At 66.0% G+C, this 20,366-nt stretch carries 22 protein-coding genes; 10 read left to right on the forward strand and 12 right to left on the reverse strand.

From position 1 onward, the window contains the following. Positions 1–100 precede the first annotated feature (100 nt). From ACZ1JV_RS09035 to ACZ1JV_RS09045, 3 genes are all read left to right on the forward strand, one after another. Entirely contained in the window at positions 101–1,105 is a 1,005-nt protein-coding gene (locus ACZ1JV_RS09035) for an adenosine kinase (protein ID WP_465151301.1), read from the forward strand. A 72-nt stretch (positions 1,106–1,177) separates the two neighbouring features. Beyond that, on the forward strand, positions 1,178–1,702 hold the full coding sequence (locus tag ACZ1JV_RS09040) for a 3'-5' exonuclease (protein WP_465151302.1): 525 nt from the start codon (positions 1,178–1,180) through the stop codon (positions 1,700–1,702). Further along, positions 1,699–2,103, forward strand: coding sequence for a hypothetical protein (locus ACZ1JV_RS09045; protein ID WP_465151303.1), 405 nt, complete (start codon positions 1,699–1,701; stop codon positions 2,101–2,103). Before ACZ1JV_RS09040 ends, ACZ1JV_RS09045 begins: the two co-directional genes overlap by 4 nt. A gap of 157 nt (positions 2,104–2,260) precedes the next feature. On the opposite strand, the gene ACZ1JV_RS09050 is transcribed toward ACZ1JV_RS09045, so the two are convergent. Continuing rightward, entirely contained in the window at positions 2,261–2,827 is a 567-nt protein-coding gene (locus ACZ1JV_RS09050) for a hypothetical protein (protein WP_465151304.1), read from the reverse strand. 4 nt (positions 2,828–2,831) lie between these two features. Beyond that, positions 2,832–4,118: a phosphoribosylamine--glycine ligase gene (gene purD / locus ACZ1JV_RS09055; protein ID WP_465151305.1), complete on the reverse strand. Its 1,287-nt coding sequence runs from the start codon at positions 4,116–4,118 to the stop codon at positions 2,832–2,834. Between purD and xseA the strand changes: the two genes are divergently transcribed. From xseA to ACZ1JV_RS09075, 4 genes are all read left to right on the forward strand, one after another. Next, positions 4,118–5,674 carry an exodeoxyribonuclease VII large subunit gene (gene xseA, locus ACZ1JV_RS09060; protein ID WP_465151306.1) on the forward strand — a complete coding sequence of 519 codons (1,557 nt, stop codon included), beginning with the start codon at positions 4,118–4,120 and terminating at the stop codon, positions 5,672–5,674. The genes purD and xseA overlap by 1 nt on opposite strands. 26 nt (positions 5,675–5,700) lie before the next feature. Further along, a complete protein-coding gene (locus ACZ1JV_RS09065; protein ID WP_132387764.1) occupies positions 5,701–5,904 on the forward strand; it encodes a DUF2093 domain-containing protein in 204 nt (67 codons plus the stop codon). After that, on the forward strand, positions 5,901–6,767 hold the full coding sequence (locus ACZ1JV_RS09070) for a M23 family metallopeptidase (protein WP_465151307.1): 867 nt from the start codon (positions 5,901–5,903) through the stop codon (positions 6,765–6,767). Before ACZ1JV_RS09065 ends, ACZ1JV_RS09070 begins: the two co-directional genes overlap by 4 nt. A 61-nt stretch (positions 6,768–6,828) precedes the next feature. Continuing rightward, positions 6,829–7,833: an esterase-like activity of phytase family protein gene (locus tag ACZ1JV_RS09075; RefSeq protein ID WP_465151308.1), complete on the forward strand. Its 1,005-nt coding sequence runs from the start codon at positions 6,829–6,831 to the stop codon at positions 7,831–7,833. Between the two features lie 145 nt (positions 7,834–7,978). Here ACZ1JV_RS09075 and rpmB read toward each other — a convergent pair whose 3' ends face one another. Then, the gene (rpmB, locus tag ACZ1JV_RS09080; protein WP_465136725.1) at positions 7,979–8,263 is read right to left on the reverse strand and encodes a 50S ribosomal protein L28; all 285 of its coding nucleotides are present in this window, start codon (positions 8,261–8,263) and stop codon (positions 7,979–7,981) included. A 115-nt stretch (positions 8,264–8,378) separates the two neighbouring features. On the opposite strand from rpmB, the gene ACZ1JV_RS09085 reads away from it, so the two are divergent. After that, positions 8,379–8,834, forward strand: a complete 456-nt coding sequence (locus ACZ1JV_RS09085) for a nucleoside deaminase (RefSeq protein WP_465151309.1) — start codon at positions 8,379–8,381, stop codon at positions 8,832–8,834. Between the two features lie 7 nt (positions 8,835–8,841). Here ACZ1JV_RS09085 and nadC read toward each other — a convergent pair whose 3' ends face one another. The 3 genes from nadC to ACZ1JV_RS09100 all read right to left on the reverse strand — a co-directional run bounded on the left by nadC (position 8,842) and on the right by ACZ1JV_RS09100 (position 10,763). Then, positions 8,842–9,702, reverse strand: a complete 861-nt coding sequence (nadC, locus tag ACZ1JV_RS09090; protein ID WP_465151310.1) for a carboxylating nicotinate-nucleotide diphosphorylase — start codon at positions 9,700–9,702, stop codon at positions 8,842–8,844. A gap of 52 nt (positions 9,703–9,754) precedes the next feature. Then, positions 9,755–10,006 (reverse strand): putative hemolysin, encoded by a 252-nt coding sequence (locus tag ACZ1JV_RS09095; RefSeq protein WP_465151311.1) that lies wholly within the window; start codon positions 10,004–10,006, stop codon positions 9,755–9,757. An 82-nt stretch (positions 10,007–10,088) separates the two neighbouring features. Then, positions 10,089–10,763, reverse strand: coding sequence for a YiaD family glycine zipper/OmpA-like lipoprotein (locus ACZ1JV_RS09100; RefSeq protein WP_465151312.1), 675 nt, complete (start codon positions 10,761–10,763; stop codon positions 10,089–10,091). A gap of 233 nt (positions 10,764–10,996) precedes the next feature. On the opposite strand from ACZ1JV_RS09100, the gene ACZ1JV_RS09105 reads away from it, so the two are divergent. Further along, positions 10,997–12,331, forward strand: a complete 1,335-nt coding sequence (locus tag ACZ1JV_RS09105) for a hemolysin family protein (protein WP_465151313.1) — start codon at positions 10,997–10,999, stop codon at positions 12,329–12,331. A 252-nt stretch (positions 12,332–12,583) separates the two neighbouring features. On the opposite strand, the gene ACZ1JV_RS09110 is transcribed toward ACZ1JV_RS09105, so the two are convergent. The 5 genes from ACZ1JV_RS09110 to ACZ1JV_RS09130 form a co-directional block, all read right to left on the reverse strand. Beyond that, positions 12,584–13,000 carry a DUF3035 domain-containing protein gene (locus ACZ1JV_RS09110; protein WP_395329574.1) on the reverse strand — a complete coding sequence of 139 codons (417 nt, stop codon included), beginning with the start codon at positions 12,998–13,000 and terminating at the stop codon, positions 12,584–12,586. 4 nt (positions 13,001–13,004) lie between these two features. Next, the gene (gene lspA, locus ACZ1JV_RS09115; protein WP_465151314.1) at positions 13,005–13,541 is read right to left on the reverse strand and encodes a signal peptidase II; all 537 of its coding nucleotides are present in this window, start codon (positions 13,539–13,541) and stop codon (positions 13,005–13,007) included. Then, entirely contained in the window at positions 13,538–16,447 is a 2,910-nt protein-coding gene (gene ileS / locus ACZ1JV_RS09120; protein ID WP_465151315.1) for an isoleucine--tRNA ligase, read from the reverse strand. The genes lspA and ileS overlap by 4 nt, the downstream gene beginning before the upstream one ends. A 109-nt stretch (positions 16,448–16,556) precedes the next feature. Next, entirely contained in the window at positions 16,557–17,447 is an 891-nt protein-coding gene (locus tag ACZ1JV_RS09125; RefSeq protein WP_465151316.1) for an SPFH domain-containing protein, read from the reverse strand. Between the two features lie 409 nt (positions 17,448–17,856). Further along, positions 17,857–18,177 carry a hypothetical protein gene (locus tag ACZ1JV_RS09130; RefSeq protein ID WP_465151317.1) on the reverse strand — a complete coding sequence of 107 codons (321 nt, stop codon included), beginning with the start codon at positions 18,175–18,177 and terminating at the stop codon, positions 17,857–17,859. Positions 18,178–18,274: 97 nt separating this feature from the next. On the opposite strand from ACZ1JV_RS09130, the gene ACZ1JV_RS09135 reads away from it, so the two are divergent. Continuing rightward, entirely contained in the window at positions 18,275–19,432 is a 1,158-nt protein-coding gene (locus ACZ1JV_RS09135) for a serine hydrolase domain-containing protein (RefSeq protein ID WP_465152531.1), read from the forward strand. Here ACZ1JV_RS09135 and ACZ1JV_RS09140 read toward each other — a convergent pair whose 3' ends face one another. Beyond that, on the reverse strand, positions 19,433–20,362 hold the full coding sequence (locus ACZ1JV_RS09140; protein WP_465151318.1) for a cation diffusion facilitator family transporter: 930 nt from the start codon (positions 20,360–20,362) through the stop codon (positions 19,433–19,435). Positions 20,363–20,366: the final 4 nt, after the last annotated feature.

Genomic DNA, 20,366 nt, shown 5'->3' on the forward strand with positions numbered 1-20,366 from the left:
CGCCGTGTCAACCGCCGCAGCGCTTGCGAAGCGGCCGGCCGCGCGCTAGTCGCGGTCTGACTTCCCCGAACATCATCAGACCACCAAGGATTTCGACCGCATGGCCCAGCCTACCGTGCCGCCTACCCTCGATGTCATCGCCATCGGCAATGCCATTATCGACGTTATCGCCAACTGCCAGGATTCGCTGATCGACGAACTCGGCCTGTCGCGCGGCGGCATGATGCTGATCGACGCCGATCAGGCGACGAGCCTCTACGAAGCCATGGGCCCCGCGCGGGAGATTTCCGGCGGTTCGGCCGCCAACACGCTGGCCGGCCTCGCCGCGCTGGGCGCCAAGTGCGCGTTCATCGGCCAGGTGGCTGATGACCAGCTGGGCGAAGTCTTCACCCACGACATCCGCGCCGGCGGCATCGATTTCGACGTGCCCGCCCGCGCCGGCACGCCCACCGCGCGCTGCCTGATCTTCGTGACGCCGGACGGCCAGCGCACGATGAACACCTTCCTCGGCGCCTCGCAGCACCTGCCGGCCGAAGCGCTGGACGAAAGCGCCATCGCCAATGCCGCCGTGCTCTACCTCGAAGGCTACCTTTGGGATCCCGAGGAACCGCGCGCCGCGATGCGCAAGGCGATCGAGGCGGCCCGCGCCGCCGGCCGCAAGATCGCCTTCACCCCTTCGGAATGCTTCGTGATCGACCGTCATGGCGCGGACTTCCGCGACCTGATCGACAACGGCATGATCGACGTGCTGTTCTGCAACGAGCACGAGATGGCCGCCCTCGTCGGCCATGACGATTTCGAGAAGGGCGTTGCCGAACTCGCACCGAAGATCCCGGTGCTGGTCGTTACCCGTGGCTCGGCCGGCGCTGTCGCGCTGTCGGAAGGCCAGCGGGTGGAGATCGGTGCCGAGCCGATCGACCGCGTGGTCGATACCACCGGCGCGGGCGACCTCTTCGCCGCCGGCTTCCTCTACGGCCACGTGCGCGGCAAGAGCCTGGAACAGTGCCTGAAGCTGGGCGCGATCTGCGCTTGCGAAGTGATCTCGCACTACGGCGCCCGTCCTGAAGCGGACCTCAAGGCGCTCACCGCACCGGTTCTGGCGTAATTATTCCGCACCATTGACGCGGCACAGACTCCGGGAGAGGTTGGTAATTCCCCGACCTTTCCCGGAGGCCGCATGGCGAATGTGAATCCGGCCCCCTCTCTGGCCGTCATCGACTTCGAGGCGAGCTGCCTGCCCGAGCACGGCCAGTCGTACCCCATCGAAGTGGCCGTCGCGCGGATCGACGGCGAAAACCGGGCCTGGATGATCCGCCCGCTGGACGCCTGGCAGCACTGGGACTGGTCCGACGAGGCCGAGGCGCTGCACGGCATCAGTCGCGCCATGCTGGAATGCGATGGCCTTCCCGCCGCGCAAGTCCTTGCCGAAATGGCCGAATTCGTTGGCGATTGTGCGGTCTATTCCGACGCCGAGCTCGATGAATACTGGCTGGAAGTGCTGTGCCAGAGCCTTGGCGCGCGGCTGCCTTTCCCGATCCGCTACCTTGGCGAATGGATGATGTCGCGCGGCTATACCCGCCCGCAAGTCGTCGCCGCGCTGGAAGAAGCGAAGACCCTTCTGCCCAAGGAACACCTCGCGCGTGAGGATGCCAAGCGGCTTGCCATGGTTGTCCGCCTGCTGATGGAAAGCGAAGTGGTGTGATCCTGCGCGACGCCATGCTGGTGCGGATCCACGTGCCGGTTACTCCCGAAACACTGGCCGCCATGCTGGCAGGCGACGGCGCGGCGGCGGAGCGCGATCCCGTGCTGGCGTCGATTCTTGGCGTGATCCGCGAGGACAATCCGCTGGGGGATTTCGGGCTCTACAAGGGCGTGTTCGAACTGAGCCCCGGCTGGGAAGGCTTCCAGCCCGGCGCCGATGCGCGGCCGGCATTGGGGGAATCGGGCCAAGTGACGCTTTCGCCGACGGTCGTGGTGGCCGTTCATGCCCCCTGCGCGTCGGACGATTCTGCATTCGCCGAAGCGGTGGAGCGGATCATCGCGATCCACCCATGGGAAGTGCCGGTGATCGAGATCGCGCCGGTGCGGATGGCGATGCGCTAAGAGCGCTCGGTCTCCAGCCCAAGCCATTCCGTCGTCCCCGCGAAGGCGGGGACCCCGCTTTTCTTTGCAGGTGTGGCGAGAAGGCAGCGGGACCCCCGCCTTCGCGGGGGCGACGAGTGAAGAGAGTGGGAGAGAGTTCGCCTCCTCAAGGAACTCGTCAGAACCCGGTCGGCTGGGCCAACGGAACCTGCTGCGGCATCGTTTGCGGCAGAACCTGCTGCAGCGGCAGTGACTGCCCGCCGCCCTGCGCCGCCTGGAACCGAGCGAGGCACTCGTTCTTGCGCTGCTCACGCGCGTCGGAATAGCTCTGCGCGGTCTGGCCCGGCAGTGCGCAGTCGCGGTCCGGCCGGATCGGATGCTTGGCGCGGCAGCCTTCCTCGGTGGCGAAAAGGTCGTCGGCGCAATCCTCGAACGCCGCGATGTCGGCATCGTGCTGCGCGCGGCAGCTGGCGGTCCAGCGCTCCTTGTAGGAAAGCTCCGCGAAGTTGAGGCAGTCCTGATATTCCAGCTGCGCCGATTCCTGCCGCTGCTTCGCCTCAGCCTCGGCACGCGCGGCGGCCTTTTGGCGCGATTGCTCGGCATCGCGCTCAACGGCGACGCGGGCTTCCTCGCGCGCGGCCTGCCGGGGCAGGACCACGCCGTAGTACCAGCCCACGCCCGATCCCGCGATCAGCGCAGCCGCCGCCAGCGAGAGCTTGAGAACGGTATCGACCCGGCTTGCCATAGGATTACGCGCTGGCGCCCTTTTCACGCGCCACTTCGCGCCAGCCGATGTCGCGGCGGCAGAAGCCGGTGGGGAACTGGATCGCGTCGACGGCGGCATAGGCCTTGGCCTGCGCTTCCGTCACCGAAGCGCCGCGGGCGGTCACGTTCAGCACGCGGCCGCCGCTGGCGACCAGCGCGCCGTCCTTCAGCGTGGTGCCGGCGTGGAAGACCTTGGCGCCCAGCGCGTCGGCCTTGTCGATGTCGCTGATTGTGCCGCCCTTGGCGGGCGTGCCCGGATAGCCGTCCGCTGCCATCACCACGGTCAACGCGGTATCCGGGCTGAACTTGGGCGGCTGAATCGCGGCAAGGCGATTGTCGGCGCAGGCATGGAGCAGTTCGACGAGGTCCGATTCAAGGCGCATCATCATCACCTGACACTCCGGATCACCAAAGCGGCAGTTGTATTCGATGAGCTTCGGGCCCCGTGCGGTCAGCATCACGCCCAGGAACAGCACGCCCGAATAGGGAATGCCCTCGTTCTCCAGCGTGCGCACGGTCGGCGCGATGATCCGTTCCAGCACTTCGGCTTCCAGTGCGGGGGTCAGCACCGGGGCGGGGCTATAGGCGCCCATGCCGCCGGTGTTGGGGCCGGTGTCGCCGTCACCCACGCGCTTGTGGTCCTGCGCGGAGGCGAAGGGAACGATGGTGGAACCGTCGGTTAGCGCGAAGAAGCTGGCTTCCTCACCTTCCATGAACTCCTCGATCACCGCTTCCGCACCGGCTTCGCCGAAGCGACCCGAGAAGATCTCGCGCACGGCTTCCTCGGCCTCGTCCATGGTCATGGCCACGGTCACGCCCTTGCCGGCGGCAAGGCCATCGGCCTTGATGACCACGGGTGCACCGAACTTGGCGAGCGCGGCCATCGCGGCCGTCTCGCTGGAAACGCGCTCGTACCCGGCAGTGGGGATGCCGGCGCGTTCGCACAGGTCCTTGGTGAAACCCTTGGAGCCTTCCAGCTGCGCCGGTTTCTGGTTCGGGCCGAACACCGAAAAGCCCTCTGCGCGCAGGGCATCGCCCAGGCCGTCGACCAGCGGCGCCTCGGGCCCGATCACGATCAGGCCGATCACATTCGCCTCGCAGAAGGCGATGACCGCTGCATGATCGGTGACATCCAGGTCGATGCAGCTTGCCACTTCGGCAATGCCGGGATTACCGGGAGCAGCCCAGAGCGTCTGGCAGAGCGGGGATTGCGCCAGCTTCCAGGCCAGCGCATGTTCGCGGCCGCCAGAGCCCAGAAGAAGGATATTCATTGCCCGTGCCTTTCGATGACGACGAATTCGATGATGGTCGTTCCGGTGGGCTGGTAGCGAAGCAAGCGCCCGGGGACAACGCCGCGCCGCTCTCGATCAGCGAGATTTCGAATCTGCTGAAGCGCACGGTGGAGGATCGCTTCGGCTTCGTCCGCTTGCGCGGCGAGCTTTCGGGCGTGAAGCGGGCGGCATCGGGCCACCTCTATTGCGCGCTGAAAGACGACAAGGCGGTGATCGACGGCGTCATGTGGCGCGGCGGTGCCCAGCGGCTGGCGTTCCGGCCGGAAGACGGCGTGGAAGTGATCGTTACCGGCAAGCTGACGACCTATCCGGGCCGATCGAAATACCAGATCGTCATCGAAACGATGGAGATCGCCGGTGAAGGTGCGCTGCTGGCGCTGCTGGAAAAGCTGCGCGCGCGGTTGGCGGCAGAGGGCCTGTTCGCGCCGGAGCGCAAGCGCGCCCTGCCCTTCCTGCCGCAAGTGATCGGCGTCGTGACGTCACCCACCGGCGCGGTGATCCGCGACATTCTCCACCGCCTGGCAGACCGCTTCCCCAGCCGTGTGCTGGTCTGGCCGGTGCTGGTGCAGGGCGAAGGTGCCGCGCAGCAAGTAGCCAATGCCGTGCGCGGATTCTCGGCGATCCAGCCCGGCGGGCCGGTGCCGCGCCCCGATCTGGTGATCGTCGCGCGCGGCGGCGGCTCGATCGAGGATTTGTGGTCGTTCAACGAGGAAGTCGTCGTTCGTGCCGTGGCCGAATCGTCGATCCCGGTGATCTCGGCCGTGGGCCACGAGACCGACACCACGCTCTGCGATTATGCGGCCGACCGCCGCGCGCCGACGCCGACCGCCGCTGCCGAAATGGCGGTGCCGGTGCGAGCGGAACTGGCCGCGACGCTGGACGAATTGGCTTACCGCAAGCGCCGCTGCGCGCTCCGCCCGGTAACTTTGGGGCGCGAGCGACTGGAAGCGCGCGTGCAGCGCCTGCCCAAGCCGGAAGCGATTCTCGCCGCCAAGGCGCAGAAGCTGGACGAACTCTCCGATCGCCTGCGCCGCGGCCTGCGTGATGAAGCCGGGGCCAAGCGGGAGCAGCTGAATCGCGTCGCTGGAAAGCTCTCACTGCCGCTGCTGCGCCATCGCGTTCAGGTGTCTGGCGAGCGGGTAGAGCGCGCGGGCCTGCATCCCCGCTTGCTCAAGCGACGCTGGGCGATGGCGCGTGACGCACTCGCGCCGACGGCCCGCGTGCTGCCCCAGCTCAATCCCGACAAGCCGCTGGAGCGTGGTTTTGCCCGCGTAACCGCGCTGGACGGGCGGACGCTGACCAGCCGCGGCACGGCGGCGCAGGAGTCGGCGCTTATGCTGCGGTTCCGCGACGGCATGTTGCAGGTGGCCACGGATGGCGGAACAGTCACCCCTGGTTCAGGCGGCGCAGGTTCTATTGCCCCGACCCCGCCTGTATCGGCCCCGGCCGAAGCGACAGGTTCGGTCGAAGGTGCGGCCCCGAAGCGTGCGGTGCGCCAAAAACCTGAAGAACCTCGGCAGGGTGATTTGTTTTGACCAGCGCGACCTGCTAGGATTTGCCCATGCTGATGTCTTCCGCCGATCGTCCCGCCAAGCTTCAATATGGCCCCAATGGATTCCGCGTCCTGAGCGGTGGCCACTTCGTGCTCTGCGCCGTTTCGGGCGAGAAGATTCCGCTTGAGGAACTGCGGTACTGGAGCGTCGAGCTTCAGGAGCCCTACGCTTCCGCCGAAATCGCCACCCGGCGCCTGCTCGGGAAGGCATGACTCGTCTGAAAGTATCGCTCATCGCCGGCGGGGTGCTTGCCGTTGCCGGTCTGGTTGTTCTGGTGGGGGCTTCCCCCGCTGCGCCGGTCGCGGTCACCAGTCCTTCCGGCATTACCTATGCCGGTGAAGTGACGCAGGGCGGCTGGATCCGCGGGAAGGTTCCGCAAGGCACCCGCGCGCTTACCCTTGATGGCGAACCGGTGAAGATCGCGGCGGACGGCGCATGGTTCGCCGCCTTCGATCGCGACGCCAAGCCGGGCGAGACGCTGATCGCCACGCTGGCCGATGGCCGCAAGGTCTCCCAGACCGTCGCCATCGCCCCGCGCGCCTGGCAGATCGAGAACATCAATATCCCCCGCAAGCCGGGCGGCCCGACAGCGGAATTCATGAAGATCCGCCAGCCGGAGCTGGACCGGATCAATGCCGCCCGCAACCTGCAGACCGATGCGCAGGGCTGGCGCCAGCATTTCATCTGGCCGGCAAAGGGCCGCATTTCCGGCCGTTTCGGATCGCAGCGCGTCTATCAGGGCGAACCGGCGGCCTATCATTCCGGCATGGACATCGCCACCGGCACCAGCGGCACGCCTTTCGTGGCGCCGGCCGACGGCGTGGTCATTCTGGCGGCGGAAAAGCCCTTCTCGCTGGAAGGGAACCTGCTGATGATCGATCACGGCATGGGCCTGAACAGCGCCTTCCTGCACTGCTCCCAATTGCTGGTGAAGGAAGGTGATCACGTGAAGCAGGGGCAGGTTATCGGCCGCATCGGCATGACCGGACGCGCCACTGGCCCGCATCTGCACTGGTCGATCAAGTGGAACGATGCCCGGCTCGATCCGATCCTGTTCACCGGGCCGCCAAACTGATTCTGTGCTGATCCTGCACTGACTCTTCCGGGATAAATGCGCGAAGCGGCTTGCAGCCCGCGTGAGATTCCCTATCCCGCTCCACGTGCGCCGCACCATCGCCCTTTTCGCGCTGCTGGCGCTCCTGCCGTTGACCTGGGCACGCTCCACGCCGCCTGCGAAGCTGAAGCGGCTGGAACTGAACTTCGAGACGCTGCCGCTGCCCTCACCCGAGCGGCTGACCGCGCAGTTGGGAGCCTTCCATCTGGAGCAGGTCTGGCACCTGCACAGTCGCACCCATCGCTTCGGCAGCTATTCCGCGCTGCTGATGCGGCCGGACGGGCAGATGCTGGCCTTGAGCGATTCGGGGAACTTCCTACGCTTTCGAGCGCCCGGCGAATCGCAAAGGCACAGCAAGCTTGGCAAGCTTCCCCTGTCAGATGGCGACGCGAAGGAAGACCGCGATGTCGAGTCGGCCACAGAGGACGGCAGCGGCACGATCTGGCTGGGGCTGGAAGGCAAGAACGCGATCTTCCGGTTGAACCCGGCGTTTCACGTGGAACGCCGCGTGCAGCCCGAATCGATGCGCGATTGGGGCGTGAACACCGGCCCCGAAGCCATGACCCGCCTTGCCGATGGTCGTTTCGTACTGCTGCGTGAAGGCTTCGCGGGCTGGAGCGATCATCTCCATCCGGCGGTTACTTTTCCCGGCGATCCCACCGAGAATCCCGACGGCCAGCGCTTCGTCTTCGATGGTCCCGCCGGGTTCAGCCCCACCGACATGGCGCAAATGCCCGATGGCCGGCTGCTGATTCTGATGCGCCGCCTGATCTGGCCGATGCCCCAGCGTTTCGCCGGGCGCATCGCCATCGGCGATCCTGCGACGATTCGGCCCGGTCAGCCCTGGCGGGTCACCGAAGTGGCGCGATTGTCGTCAGATCTGCCGATCGACAATTTCGAAGGGCTGGCCATCGTCCCACGACAGGATGGGCGGCTGACCGTCTGGCTGATCTCCGACGACAATTATTCGCCGCTCCAGCGCACGCTGCTCTGGAAGATGAGCGTCGATCCCCGCGAACTTCCCTGAATTCCACGGCCCGTCCGGTTGGGTCCCGGCCTTTGTCACCGATCTACGAATGATGGACATGCGAAAAGGCGCGCAAGGCACAATGCCCGCACGCCCTTGTCGCATGTCCTGAAAGATCACGCTTCCCGAAGGAAGCGTGGGAGAATCAGGCGGCCAGCTTCTTCTTCAGCTCGCGCTTCACCTTGAGCGCGCGCGTGGAGAGGCTGGTGTCCGAGGACTTCAGCAGCCAGTTGTCGAGGCCACCGTTGTGCTCGACCGAGCGCAGACCGTGGGTTGAAACGCGGAACTTGAAGCTGCGCTCCAGGCCGTCCGACAGAAGCGTGACGTTCTGCAGGTTGGGAAGGAAGACGCGCTTGGTCTTGTTGTTGGCGTGGCTGACGTTGCAGCCGACCTGGCGGCCCTTGCCGGTCAGTTCGCAGATGCGGGACATGTCTAACTCTCGCTCGAAAAAATCTGTTGCCGTTAATACGGGAAGGCGCGCCCTTAGCGATTCCCCCCGCGATGGTCAAGTTGCACACAGCTTTTTCAGCCGCTAGCGCTTGGGAATGACCCGATGGCCGCTTCCCCCATACATGCAACTCGCCCTCGCGCAAGCGCGGGAAGCCGCGGACTCGGGCGAAGTGCCCATCGGCGCGGTGGTAGTGAAGGACGGCGCGGTGATCGCCACCGGCCGTAACGGCCCGCGAGAGCGGCACGACCCCACCAGCCATGCGGAGATCGAGGCGATTCGGGCCGCCGCGGCGATTCTCGGCAACGAGCGACTCGAAGGCTGCGAGCTTTGGGTGACGTTGGAGCCCTGCGCGATGTGCGCGGGCGCCATCTCCCACGCCCGCATCGCGCGGCTCTATTATGGCGCGTCGGACCCCAAGGGTGGGGCGGTGGAGTATGGCGCACGCGTGTTCGAGCACGACCAGTGCCTGCACCGGCCGGAAGTCTATTCGGGAATCGGGGAAGCCGAAGCTGCGGAGATGCTCCGCAGCTTCTTCAGGGACCGGCGCTGAGGCCGATTCACAGCGGCGTGAAGTCCAGCCCGATGTCCGCTGCCGGCGCGCTCTGAGTCAGGCGACCGACCGAAACATAGGTCACGCCGGAAGCGGCAATCGCGCCGATGGTGGAGAGGTTCACACCGCCCGAGGCCTCGGTAGGCACGCGCCCGGCGACGAGGGCGACGGCTTCGCGCAGCCTGTCCGGCCCCATATTGTCCAGCAGCAGGTGATGTGCGCCTGCTGCGATGGCGGGTTCGATCTGGTCGAGGTGGTCGACCTCGCAAATGATCTGGGCAACGCCCGCTGCCTTGGCCCGCGCCACGGCAGGGCCGACGCCGCCGGCGACGAGGACGTGATTGTCCTTGATCATCGCCGCGTCCCACAGGCCCATGCGGTGGTTCTGCGCGCCGCCCATGCGGGTGGCGTACTTTTCGAGGTGGCGCAGGCCGGGAATGGTCTTGCGCGTATCCAGCAGGATCGCGTGTCCGCCCATGGCGTCGACGTATTCGCGCGTCATCGTGGCAATGCCGGACAGATGCTGCACGGTGTTGAGCGCCGAACGCTCACCGGTGAGCATGGCACGGGCATTGCCGGTCAGCCGCATCAGCTTGGCGCCGGGTTCGACGCGGACGCCCTCCTCGACCAGAATCTCGATCTCCATGGCGGGATCGAGAGTGCGGAAGAAAGCGGCAGCGATCGGCAGGCCGGCGACAGTGATCGCATCGCGCGAATCCATCTCCCCGGAAAAGCGCGCATCGGCGTCGATCACGCTTTCGGAAGTGACATCACGCCCTCCCCCCGGGAGCCCCACGCCGAGGTCTTCGGCCAGGGTTGCGTCGACAAAGGCGGAAAGGTCGAAACCGGGGATCGCGAATGTGCTCATGGGCCGCGTCTTTCGCGCGTTCGAAGCGGATTGTCGAGGTTGCTCCGCTCGTTCAATCGCCGGCGGGATGCGCCGCGCGATAGAACTGCCATTCCTCAACCACCCGTCCGTCGGGCAAGTGGCAGTACCCGGTCTCGCCCTGTGGTTCGCGGCGAATCTCGCTGCGGCCGCCCTGCTCGGCGCAGTACTTGGAAGCCGGATTGGCCATACCGATGGGGGAGGCCCCCGGCTCTGGCGGTTTCTCCGCAGGCGCGGAGGCGCAGGCGGCAAGAAGGACCGGCAGGCTCAGGATCGCGATTCGCATGACTGTGCTTCTCCGCTCACGAAAAAGGGGCCGGATTGCGCATCCAGCCCCCCGTCATCGCATATAAGCGCAATCCGCGCGATCAGTGCGCGGCCTGCACCTGTTCGGTGGTCACCGGCGTGATCTTGATTTCCACGCGGCGGTTCTTGGCGCGACCTTCCTCGGTCGCATTGTCCGCGACCGGGTAGTTCTTGCCCATGCCCTGCGTCTGGATGCGTGCGGAAGAGACGCCCTGCATCATCAGGTAGCGAGCCACCGAATCGGCACGGCGCTTCGAAAGATCAAGGTTGAACGCGTCCGATCCGACCGAATCGGTGTGGCCGTAAACGTCGATCAGGCTGTTGGGATACTGCTTCATCGAATCGGCCACCTTGTTCAGCGACTGCTGGAAGGATGGGCTGATCTCGGTGGAGTTGAAGGCGAAAGTCACGTCCGGCAGGTTGACCAGGATGCCGTCGCCTTCCTGGGTGACGTCGATGCCCGAACCGGCGGTGGTTTCCTTCAGTTCGCGGATCTGCTTGTCCATCTGGCTGCCGACCACGGTGCCGGCCACGCCGCCGATGCCGGCGCCGACGATACGCGCCGTGCTGCCGCCGATCACGCTGCCCAGCAGATAGCCAAGGCCAGCACCGCCCGCCGCGCCCAAAGCCGTGCGGGAGGCCTTCTTTTGACCGGTGTTGGGATCGGTGACGCAGCCCGATACGGCGACGAGCGAAACGGCGGCGGCAACGGATACCAGCAGGCGTGATTTCATCATGAGTTTGCCCTTCCTCTGCGAATTACTACCGGCGACTGTGTGCAGTCGTGACCATGAATAGCATATGCACCATGGCGGAGGAACGAACGCAAAGCTCAGGTGTTCCCCTCCATTCAGGCACTTGGAATAATCCGGGTGGATATGGCGGGCCGATGTTTCGCTTCTGTGATCGAATGCTGCATTCGCAACATCCGCTTCGCAGGGGCTGCGAATTCTGCTAGCGCGGGTTCATTGTGACGCCCTTTCCCTGGACCGACCTCCTCATCATCGCCGGCCTGATCCTGATCAACGGCCTGTTCTCCATGTCCGAGCTGGCCATCGTGTCGGCGCGCGCCGCGCGGCTGAAGATCTCCGCCGACAAGGGCAGCAAGGCGGCGCAGACCGCGCTGGACCTGGCGGCAGACCCCGGCAAGTTCCTCTCCACCGTGCAGATCGGCATCACCCTGATCGGCATCATCGCCGGCGCCTATTCGGGCGCCAGCCTTGAGCAGCCGGTGTCCGAACGGCTGGAAGCCTGGGGCGTATCGCCCCGCTTCTCGCACGAGAGCGCCTTCACGCTGGTGATCATCGTGACGACTTATGCCAGCCTGGTGGTCGGCGAACTGGTGCCCAAGCAACTTGCCCTGCGCGCCGCCGAATCGGTGGCGCTGATCATGGCGCAGCCGATGGTCTGGCTGTCCAAGGCGATGGCGCCGATCGTCTGGGTGCTGGACCGGTCCTCGGGCCTGATCCTGCGCCTGATCGGCGTGCGGCGCGGCGGCGAGGAGCAGATCACCGCAGAAGAACTGCAGATGATCTTTGCCGAGGCCACGCGTTCGGGCGTGATCGAGGAGGAAGAGCGCGCGATCATGACGGGCGTCATGCGGCTGGCAGACCGGCCGGTGCGCGAACTGATGACGCCGCGCAACCAGATCGACTGGATCGACATCGACGCGGACGTGGAAACGCTGCGCGCCAAGATCGAGGCTTCGCCCCACTCGCTGCTGCCGGTGGCGCGCGAGAGTTCGCCGGATACGGTGCTGGGCATTCTGAAGCTGCGTGAGGTTCTGGCCGCATTCGTCGCCGGGCGGCCGGTGGAGATCGCCGCGCTGATGAAGAAGGCGGAAGTCATTCCCGACCAGCTCGACGCCATGGATGCGCTGCGCAAGCTGCAGCAGGCCGAAGTGCCGATGGCGGTGGTCCATGACGAGTACGGCCATCTGGAAGGCGTGGTCACCACGTCCGACATGCTGGCGGCGCTGGCAGGCACCTTCGTCAGCCATCAGGACGAGGGCGACGCGCCTTACGTGACCGAGCGCGAGGACGGATCGCTGCTGGTCTCCGGCTCGATGCCCGCCGATGCGCTGGCGGACCGCTTGGGCCTGACGCTCAGCGACGACCGCGAATTCGCGACCGTCGCCGGTTTCGTACTGGCGGTGATGAAAAAGGTGCCGCGCGAGGGCGAGCATTTCAGCGATCAGGGCTGGCGCTTCGAGGTTGTCGATATGGACGGCCTGAAGATCGACAAGCTGCTCGTGTCACGGATCGAAGTGGACACGAGCGACGATGGCGTTTCCGGCGAGGGGTGAGCGCCGCCCCGGAAAACGCTCCCTACTCGGAACCTAACCATTCCTCGTCATCCCCGCGTAGGCGGGGATCCCGCTTTTCCTCGCGGCACAGCGGGAGGTCGCAAAAAGGAAGCGGGGCCCCCGCCTGCGCGGGGGCGACGATGTAAATTACGGATAAGTCTGATCTGGGGGTCCCGCCTCTGCTCCCCAAACAAAAAAAGAGCCGGTGGCGGTCATCCCGCCCCGGCTCTTTTTGTGCGCTTTGAAAGAAGCTCAGCCGCCGATGGCGGTCTGGGCGCTCTGGCCGTCGCCTTCGGGGGCGGCGAGGATCGCGCGGGTCACCTGACCCTTGGCGACCGTGTAAGTGCCCGGATCACCCACGGTGGAGCGGATCGCCGGATCGGCCGGGCCGGCCAGGTTCAGCGTCGACTTCTCGATATCGCTGCGGGCCTGCGGGCCGCCGAACAGCGCGTCGAGCGTCTGCTGCTGCACCGAATCGTCGCTGGGGCGCGGCTGGCCCTGCTTCGGCGGGGTGAGCGCGAAGTCGGGCGGCACCACCAGCGGCGTCTGGCGCTGGACGGCGAATTCGTCAGGACGGGCGTGATTGAACAGGCCAGTGCTTCCGCAGCCGGAGACGAGCGCCGCACCGGCGGCGACGAGGATCAGGGCTCCGGTCTTCTTCATGGGCATCAACTCAAATCTCCGGGGCGGCATCAGCCGTGTCGTGTCCGCCGTTCGTGTCCGGCTTGTCGCGCGAAAGCAGTGAACGGGCAAGGATAATCAGGACGCCGATGGTGATGGCGGCATCGGCGATGTTGAAAACGAGGAAGGGACGGAATTCGCCAAAGTGCAAGTCGGCATAATCAATGACATAGCCGTTGCCCGCACGATCGCGGATATTGCCCAGCGCACCGCCAAGAACCAGCGCAAGCGCGGCGATTTCCGGCAGCTTGCGCTCGCGCAGCAGCCAGACCAGCACGAAAATCGCGATCAGGCCGGTCATGGCAACCAGCGCCCAGCGGCCCTCGGGCGAACCGGCGGTGAACAGGCCCAGCGAAACGCCGTAGTTTTCCGTCCAGCGGAAATTGAAGATCGGCAGGATCTCGATCACCCGCTCGGCTGCAGGGATGGTCTTGAGATTGGCGACCATCCACAGCTTCACCGCCTGGTCGACCACGAAGACCGCAGCCGCGATGAACAGCCCGATCAGGCGGTTGCGCCACACGTTCATGCAGGGGTCTCCATCTGGCCGACCACATCGTCACAGCGGTCGCAAAGGTCGCCGTCTTCCGAAACTTCCGGAAGGTGGCGCCAGCAGCGGCCGCACTTGTGGTCGGTGGACGGGGTGACAGTCACCCCATCGCCCTGCCCGCGCGTCACTGTCGCGGTGATGAACAGTTCGGCCAGATCGCCCTCGGGCGCGGAAGCTGGCACCGTCACGGTGGCGGCGAGGCTGGAGCCGACAATCTTTTCGCGGCGCAGCGGCTCGATCGCTTCGGTCACTTTCACGCGCAGGGCGCGCAAGTCCGCCCAGCGGGCGGCATCGGCCTCCACTGCGGGAACTTCCGGCCATTCGAGCAGGTGCACGCTCTGGCTGCCGGGGAAGCGGCTCTGCCAGACTTCCTCGGCCGTGAAGACGGTGACCGGCGCGGCATAGCGGACCAGCGCGTGGAACAGCGTGTCCAGCACGGTGCGATAGGCGCGACGCTTCGGATCCGAAGGCGCATCGCAGTAGAGGCAGTCTTTGCGGATATCGAAGAAGAAGGCCGAGAGGTCTTCGTTGCAGAAATCCAGCAGGGTGCGGACGTAAGTGTTGAAGTCGAAGTCCGCGACCGCCTTGCGCAGCGTGGCATCGACGCCCGCCAGCAGCGAGAGCACATAGCGCTCCAGCTCGGGCATCTCTGCAACTGGCAGCTTCTCGTCTTCCGAGAACCCGTCCAGCGCGCCCAGCAGGTAGCGCATGGTGTTGCGCAGCTTGCGGTACTGGTCGGCCACGCCCTTCAGGATCTCGTCGCCGATGCGGTGATCCTCGGTATAGTCGACCGAGAGCGCCCAGAGGCGGATGATGTCGGCGCCGTTGGTCTCCATCACCTTGATCGGGCTGATGGTGTTGCCCAGCGACTTCGACATCTTGAAGCCCTTGGCATCCATCGTGAAGCCGTGGGTCAGCACCGCCTTGTACGGCGCATGGCCGCGCGTGGCGCAGCTCTCGAGCAGCGAGGACTGGAACCAGCCGCGATGCTGGTCGCTACCTTCAAGGTAGAGATCGGCGGTGGGGCCGACATGATCCTCGGCCGGCACCAGTTCGGGCCAGCGGCCGGATTCGAGCACGAAAGCGTGGGTCGAGCCGGAATCGAACCAGACGTCGAGAATGTCGACGACGCGCTCGTAGTCATCGGCGCTGTACTTGGTGCCCAGGTATTCCTGCGCGCGCGCGTCCGACCAGGCATCGACGCCGATCTCGCGGATGGCGTGGATGATGCGGGCGTTCACTTCGGCGTCGACGAGGTATTCGCCAGACTTGCGATCGACGAACAGCGTGATCGGCACGCCCCAGGCGCGCTGGCGCGAAAGCACCCAGTCCGGGCGGCCCTCGACCATGGCGCCGATGCGGTTGCGACCCTTTTCGGGGACGAAGCGCGTCTCTGCGATGGCGTCCAGCGCGGCTTCGCGCAGCGTCGGCGAGGCTTCGGCGGTTTCGTCCTGCGGATCGATGGCGCCGCCTTCCCCTTCCCAGCGACGTTCGGCGCGGGTTTTGGAGGGCAGATGGCCGAGAACCTTGTCCATCGGCACGAACCACTGCGGGGTGCAGCGGAAGATCACCTTGGCCTTCGAACGCCACGAGTGCGGGTAGGAGTGCTTGTAGTCAGCCGAAGCCGCCAGCAGCGCGCCAGCCTCACGCAGGTCCGAGCAGATCGGGCCGTCGGGGGCGTTGAACTTCGGGTTGATGACCGAGCCCTGTCCGCCCAGCCAGCCCCAGTCCTCACGATACTTGCCGTCGGCCTCGACCACGAACTTGGGGCCGATGCCGTTCGCCTTGCAGAGCAGGAAGTCGTCCTCGCCATGGTCGGGCGCCATGTGGACGAGGCCGGTGCCGCTCTCGGTGGTGACGAAATCGCCCGCGAGCAGCGGACGCGGCTCGGCGAAGAAGCCGCCCAGCGCGTGCATCGGGTGGCGGGCGAGGGTGCCTGTGAGCTTCTCGCCGATGTAAGTGCGATCCAAGGCCCACTTGATGAGGTCCTGCCCACTTTCGGGCATGCCGGGTTCATCAACTTCTTGCAGCCCCGTCCGAGCAAGAAAACCTTCTCGAAGGTCCACAGCAACAAGATATTTGCGGCCGTCGCTAGCATTGACCAGCGTGTATGCAACCTCAGGCCCATAAGCGAGCGCCTGGTTGGTCGGGATCGTCCACGGCGTGGTCGTCCAGATCACCGCATAAGCACCGACCAGTTCCGGCACGGCGGATTCGGTGATTTCGAAAGCCACGTCGATCTGGGTCGAGACGATGTCCTCGTACTCGACTTCGGCCTCTGCCAGCGCGGTCTTTTCGACCGGGCTCCACATCACCGGCTTGGCGCCGCGATAGAGCATGTCGTGCTCGGCGAACTTCAGCAGTTCGGTGACGATGGTGGCTTCGGCCTGGAAGTCCATGGTGAGGTAGGGCTTGTCCCAGTCACCGTTGACGCCAAGGCGCTTCAGCTGCTCGCGCTGCACGTTCACCCAGTTCTGAGCATAGGCGCGGCATTCGGCGCGGAATTCCTCGGCGGGAACCTCGTCCTTGTTCTTCTTCTTCTTGCGGTATTCTTCCTCGACCTTCCACTCGATGGGCAACCCGTGGCAATCCCAGCCGGGGACGTAGGGTGCGTTCTTGCCCAGCAGGGTCTGGGTGCGCACGACCATGTCCTTCAGGATATGGTTCAGCGCGTGGCCGATGTGCATGTCGCCATTCGCGTAGGGCGGGCCGTCATGCAGCACGAACTTTTCGCGGCCCGCGCGGGCCTCGCGCGTCTTGGCGTAAATGTCCTGTTCCTGCCAGCGCGCCAGAATACCCGGCTCCTTCTGGGGGAGCCCGGCCTTCATGGGGAAATCGGTCTTCGGCAGGAAGACGGTGCTGCGATAGTCACGCTGTTCGGTCATAACCGCTGCGCACTAGAGCAAATGCGCGGCGGTTGGAAGACGCGGCGAAAGGATGATGCGGGGGGAAGATGCAGGCAGGAGAACTGCCTGCATCCCTTCACCTGCCCGTTTACTGCACGCCCAGGAACGGCACCGGGCCTGCGCCGCTGTAAGTGGGCAGCTTGCCGTCCCACTTTTCGACCGCGCGCATCCGCACGATCTCCGGGTTGGTGCGGATCGCTTCCGCCTCCACCTGGATCGCCTTGGCGTCACCCTCTGCCTTGGCGACGCGCGCGTCGGCATCGGCCTTTGCGGTGGCGACATTTGCTTGCGCGGCCAGTGCCGCCTGCTCGTTGGCGATCTTGGCGTTGATCTGTTCCAGCACCTTGTCCGGCACGCCGATGTTGCCCGCCCAGTAGACTTGCTCCACTTCCAGCCCCACCGGCGCGAAGAACGCCTGCACGCGGCGCTGCGCCGTCTCGATCAGTTCGGCCTTGTGGTCGCCGTAGATCTGCTCGACCCCCAGCTGCGCCGCGCGTTCGACAATGGCGTTTCGGATCGCATTGCGCAGCGGCCCGGCGATGATCTGGTCCATGTCCGTGCGATAGCGCTGGAACAGGATCGGCGCGCGCGCGGGATCGACGTGATAGCTTACCGCCACGTCGGCCTTGAGCGAGAGGCCGTTCTTGTCCTGAAAGAGGAAGCTTTCATCGGTCGGGCTCTGCTCGGTCGAATTGCCGGTCCAGGTATAAGTGCGCGTGAACACCGGATATTCGTAGATGTGCGTGCCGGGAGGGGCCAGGTACCAGCCCACGCCCAGCGCATCGGGCGAAACGCCGCCGGCGATGTTGTTCACGCGAATGCCCACGTTGCCCGGCTGCACCCGCGCCATGCTGGACGTCAGCAGCAGGCCCACCGCGATCACGCCCACCACCAGGCCGCCCCGCCCGGCAAGACTGCGCACCGCGCGGCCCATTCCGCTCAACGGGCGCGATCCCTGATCACTGTCCAAATAACCCATCCTCGTTCTCCATGCGGGAAGAACCGCTCCCCTGTCGTCGTCGATCGACGGCGGCGGGCAGGGCGTTCGGGTTGAGGATCTGGAGCCAGCCGCCGGGGCGCACCTCGTCGGTGCGGCGCCCGGGCGACGGCGATCGTTTGTCGGGTGGGTTCGGGTCGACGGATGCGCGGGCGCCCAAAGGGCGATGCGCGCAGGCGAGGACGACGAAAGCAACAGCCAAAAATCGCTGCGTGCAGTTCCTTGCGCGTTTGCGCAAACTGCACTGGACCTAAAGCTCAAGCCGTAACGCCGCTACACCTGCTCCTTTGAAAATTTCCGTTTCGACAGAGGAGAATCTAGCGGTTCCGTAGCGGCGCGCAAGCGAATCCGGAGTGTTCATGTTGCATTCGGCGCAACTTGAGGTGCGCTTTCAACGAGGCCATGCTTCGAGCTGGCAGCCGCGATCCGGGGTGAAAGTGGCGGTCTGGCTGGCGAGCAGCGGCACGCTGGCTTTCACGGTGCGGGCCTGCGCGTCTTCCGAAAGCATCAGCAGGCTGGTGGTGCGGCCAAGGTTCACCACCTTGAGGTCGGCCTTGCACGAACCCAGCTCCCGCCCGGCGACGAACCGGCAGGTGCAGCCGGACTGCGCGGCATAGGAGGTGCCGATCAGCGCCTGCTGGCGCAGGCCGGGCCAGGCGAAGGCCAGCGCGATCGCCAGCGCAAGTGCCGCCAGCAGCACGATGTTTCGCACCCACGGGCTTGGCTGCCGATCCCTTGGCCTGCTGTCCCCCATCCTTTCGGTTCCCGCTGTTGCCATCCGTTCGCGCCTCGCACATCACACCCGCGTCATGCCGGTGCGCCGCCTTCCCCATATCCTTGCCCTTCTTGCGGTGCCAGCCCTGGTGCTGCCACTTTGGGGCTGTGGAAAGTCCGCGCCGGACGGCCCTCCCCCGCCGAGTGCGGAGGCGCAGGCCGCGATCAAGGACAATGGCGGCGCCGTGCACGATGCCTTCGGCCGCGCCATCGACGGGCTTTTTGAAGAGGCCGAAGTCGGCCGCACCGAGGCATTGGTGGTGATGAAGCGCGGCTCCGTGATCGCGGAGCGCTATGGCGATGGCATCAAGCCCGAAACCCGCCTGCAGGGCTGGGGCATGGGCCAGTGCGTGACCGCGCTGATGATCGGCCAGCTGGTCAGCGACGGGCGCCTGCGGCTGGACGAATCGGCACCGGTTCCCGAATGGCAGCGCCCCGGCGACCCGCGCGGCGAGATCACGCTGCGCCAGCTGCTGCAGATGCGATCGGGCCTGCGCCATTCCGAAGCCGGCGGTGAGCCGGCGGACGGCGTTTCGGGCCAGTCCGACCGGATGCGGATGCTGTTCCTCGACGGGCGCGACGATATGGCCGCTTATGCCGAGGCGCAGCCGCTGGAGGCCCCGGCCGGGGCGGTATTCGAAAACAGCGCGGCGACGCCGGTGATTCTTGCCGACCTTGCCGCCCGCGTGCTCTCGCCCGATGCGACGCCGGACCGCCGCCGCATCGCTGTGAGCGAATATCTGAAGAATCGCGTGCTGCTGCCGCTAGGCATGCAGTCCACCCTGGTCGGCTATGACGGCAAGGGGACGATGGTCGGCTCCGCCATGGTCCATGCCTCGGCGCGTGACTGGGCGCTGCTGGGCGAATTCCTGCGCCACACCGGAACGGTCGGCGGTGCGCAAGTGCTGCCGCGCCGCTGGGTGCAGTTCATGCTGGCACCCTCCCCCCGCAACGCTGCCTATGGCGCCGGCGTCTGGCTGAATCGCGCAAAGGCCAGCGAGCAGGCGATCCTGTTCCCCGGGCAGGCACCGCCCAACGCCTTCGCCTGCCTTGGCGAACAGGGCCAGTACGTGATCGGATCGCCCGATCAACTGCTTACCGTGGTGCGACTGGGCGAAAGCACCCACGCGCAGGAAGGCGAGCTGCACGATCGCATGGGCAAGCTGCTGGCCCTGTTCCCCGGCGGGGTCTGATCAGTCCAGCGCCACGCGAATCGGTGGCAGGATGTCCTTGCCGGCCGGGCCCACTTCGTCGACCAGCCCTTCCGGATCGGGGTGAATCAGGATTTCCAGATCGGGGAACACGGCGTGGAGCCGCTCCTCGATCGCGTCCATCACCTTGTGCGCTTCCCGCACGGTCATCCGCGCATCGACCCAGACGTGGAACTGCACGAAGTCCTTGTTGCCCGAAGTGCGCGTGCGCAGGTCGTGCACGCCGGTGATGTCCGGGTTCAGGGCCAGCACTTCCAGAAAGCGCTGCTTCTTTTCGGCCGGCCACTCGTGGTCCATCAATTGGTCGAGCACCGCCTGGGAGGCGCCCCATGCCCCCCAGCCCAGCCAGCCGGCGATGACAAGGCCGAACAGTGCATCGGCGCCGCCGAAACCGGCGTAATATTCCAGCACCAGCGCAACGATCACCGCAACGTTCAGCAGAAGGTCGGACTGGTAGTGGACGCTGTCGGTATGGATGGCGATGCTGCCGGTGCGGCGGATCACATGGCGCTGCCAGCCCACCAGCGCGAGCGTGACCACGATCGCCACGGCCGAGACGATGATGCCGCCTTGCGCATCTTCCACCCGGCTGCCGGTGAAGAACTGCTCGATCGCGCGGCTGGCGATGCCGATGGCGGAGATCGAGATCAGCACGATCTGGAACAGTGCGGCGATCGCTTCCGCCTTGCCGTGGCCGAAACGGTGCTTGTCGTCCGCTGGCTGCGCGGCGATCCATACGCCCAGCAGCGTTGCCAGACTGGCGACGAGGTCCAGCGTGGTATCGGCCAGACTGCCCAGCATCGCGGTGGAGCCGGTGGTCCAGGCCGCCCAGCCTTTCAGCAGCAGCAGGAACAGTGCCGTGCCGATGCTGGCCATCGCGGCGCTGCGGGTCAGGAACGCGTGGTCGCTCATGCCG

The organism is Novosphingobium sp. BL-S-19 (assembly GCF_055521675.1).

Coding starts and splice junctions, on each gene's coding strand:
- ACZ1JV_RS09140 (WP_465151318.1), bottom strand. CDS start 20,362: ATGAGCGACCACGCGTTCCTGACCCGCAGCGCCGCGATGGCCAGCATC.
- ACZ1JV_RS09050 (WP_465151304.1), bottom strand. CDS start 2,827: ATGGCAAGCCGGGTCGATACCGTTCTCAAGCTCTCGCTGGCGGCGGCT.
- nadC (WP_465151310.1), bottom strand. CDS start 9,702: ATGAGCACATTCGCGATCCCCGGTTTCGACCTTTCCGCCTTTGTCGAC.
- ACZ1JV_RS09125 (WP_465151316.1), bottom strand. CDS start 17,447: ATGGGTTATTTGGACAGTGATCAGGGATCGCGCCCGTTGAGCGGAATG.
- ACZ1JV_RS09035 (WP_465151301.1), top strand. CDS start 101: ATGGCCCAGCCTACCGTGCCGCCTACCCTCGATGTCATCGCCATCGGC.
- ACZ1JV_RS09070 (WP_465151307.1), top strand. CDS start 5,901: ATGACTCGTCTGAAAGTATCGCTCATCGCCGGCGGGGTGCTTGCCGTT.
- ACZ1JV_RS09065 (WP_132387764.1), top strand. CDS start 5,701: ATGCTGATGTCTTCCGCCGATCGTCCCGCCAAGCTTCAATATGGCCCC.
- rpmB (WP_465136725.1), bottom strand. CDS start 8,263: ATGTCCCGCATCTGCGAACTGACCGGCAAGGGCCGCCAGGTCGGCTGC.
- ACZ1JV_RS09040 (WP_465151302.1), top strand. CDS start 1,178: ATGGCGAATGTGAATCCGGCCCCCTCTCTGGCCGTCATCGACTTCGAG.
- ACZ1JV_RS09100 (WP_465151312.1), bottom strand. CDS start 10,763: ATGATGAAATCACGCCTGCTGGTATCCGTTGCCGCCGCCGTTTCGCTC.
- purD (WP_465151305.1), bottom strand. CDS start 4,118: ATGAATATCCTTCTTCTGGGCTCTGGCGGCCGCGAACATGCGCTGGCC.
- ACZ1JV_RS09135 (WP_465152531.1), top strand. CDS start 18,275: ATGCCGGTGCGCCGCCTTCCCCATATCCTTGCCCTTCTTGCGGTGCCA.
- ACZ1JV_RS09110 (WP_395329574.1), bottom strand. CDS start 13,000: ATGCCCATGAAGAAGACCGGAGCCCTGATCCTCGTCGCCGCCGGTGCG.
- ileS (WP_465151315.1), bottom strand. CDS start 16,447: ATGACCGAACAGCGTGACTATCGCAGCACCGTCTTCCTGCCGAAGACC.
- ACZ1JV_RS09085 (WP_465151309.1), top strand. CDS start 8,379: ATGACCCGATGGCCGCTTCCCCCATACATGCAACTCGCCCTCGCGCAA.
- lspA (WP_465151314.1), bottom strand. CDS start 13,541: ATGAACGTGTGGCGCAACCGCCTGATCGGGCTGTTCATCGCGGCTGCG.
- ACZ1JV_RS09095 (WP_465151311.1), bottom strand. CDS start 10,006: ATGCGAATCGCGATCCTGAGCCTGCCGGTCCTTCTTGCCGCCTGCGCC.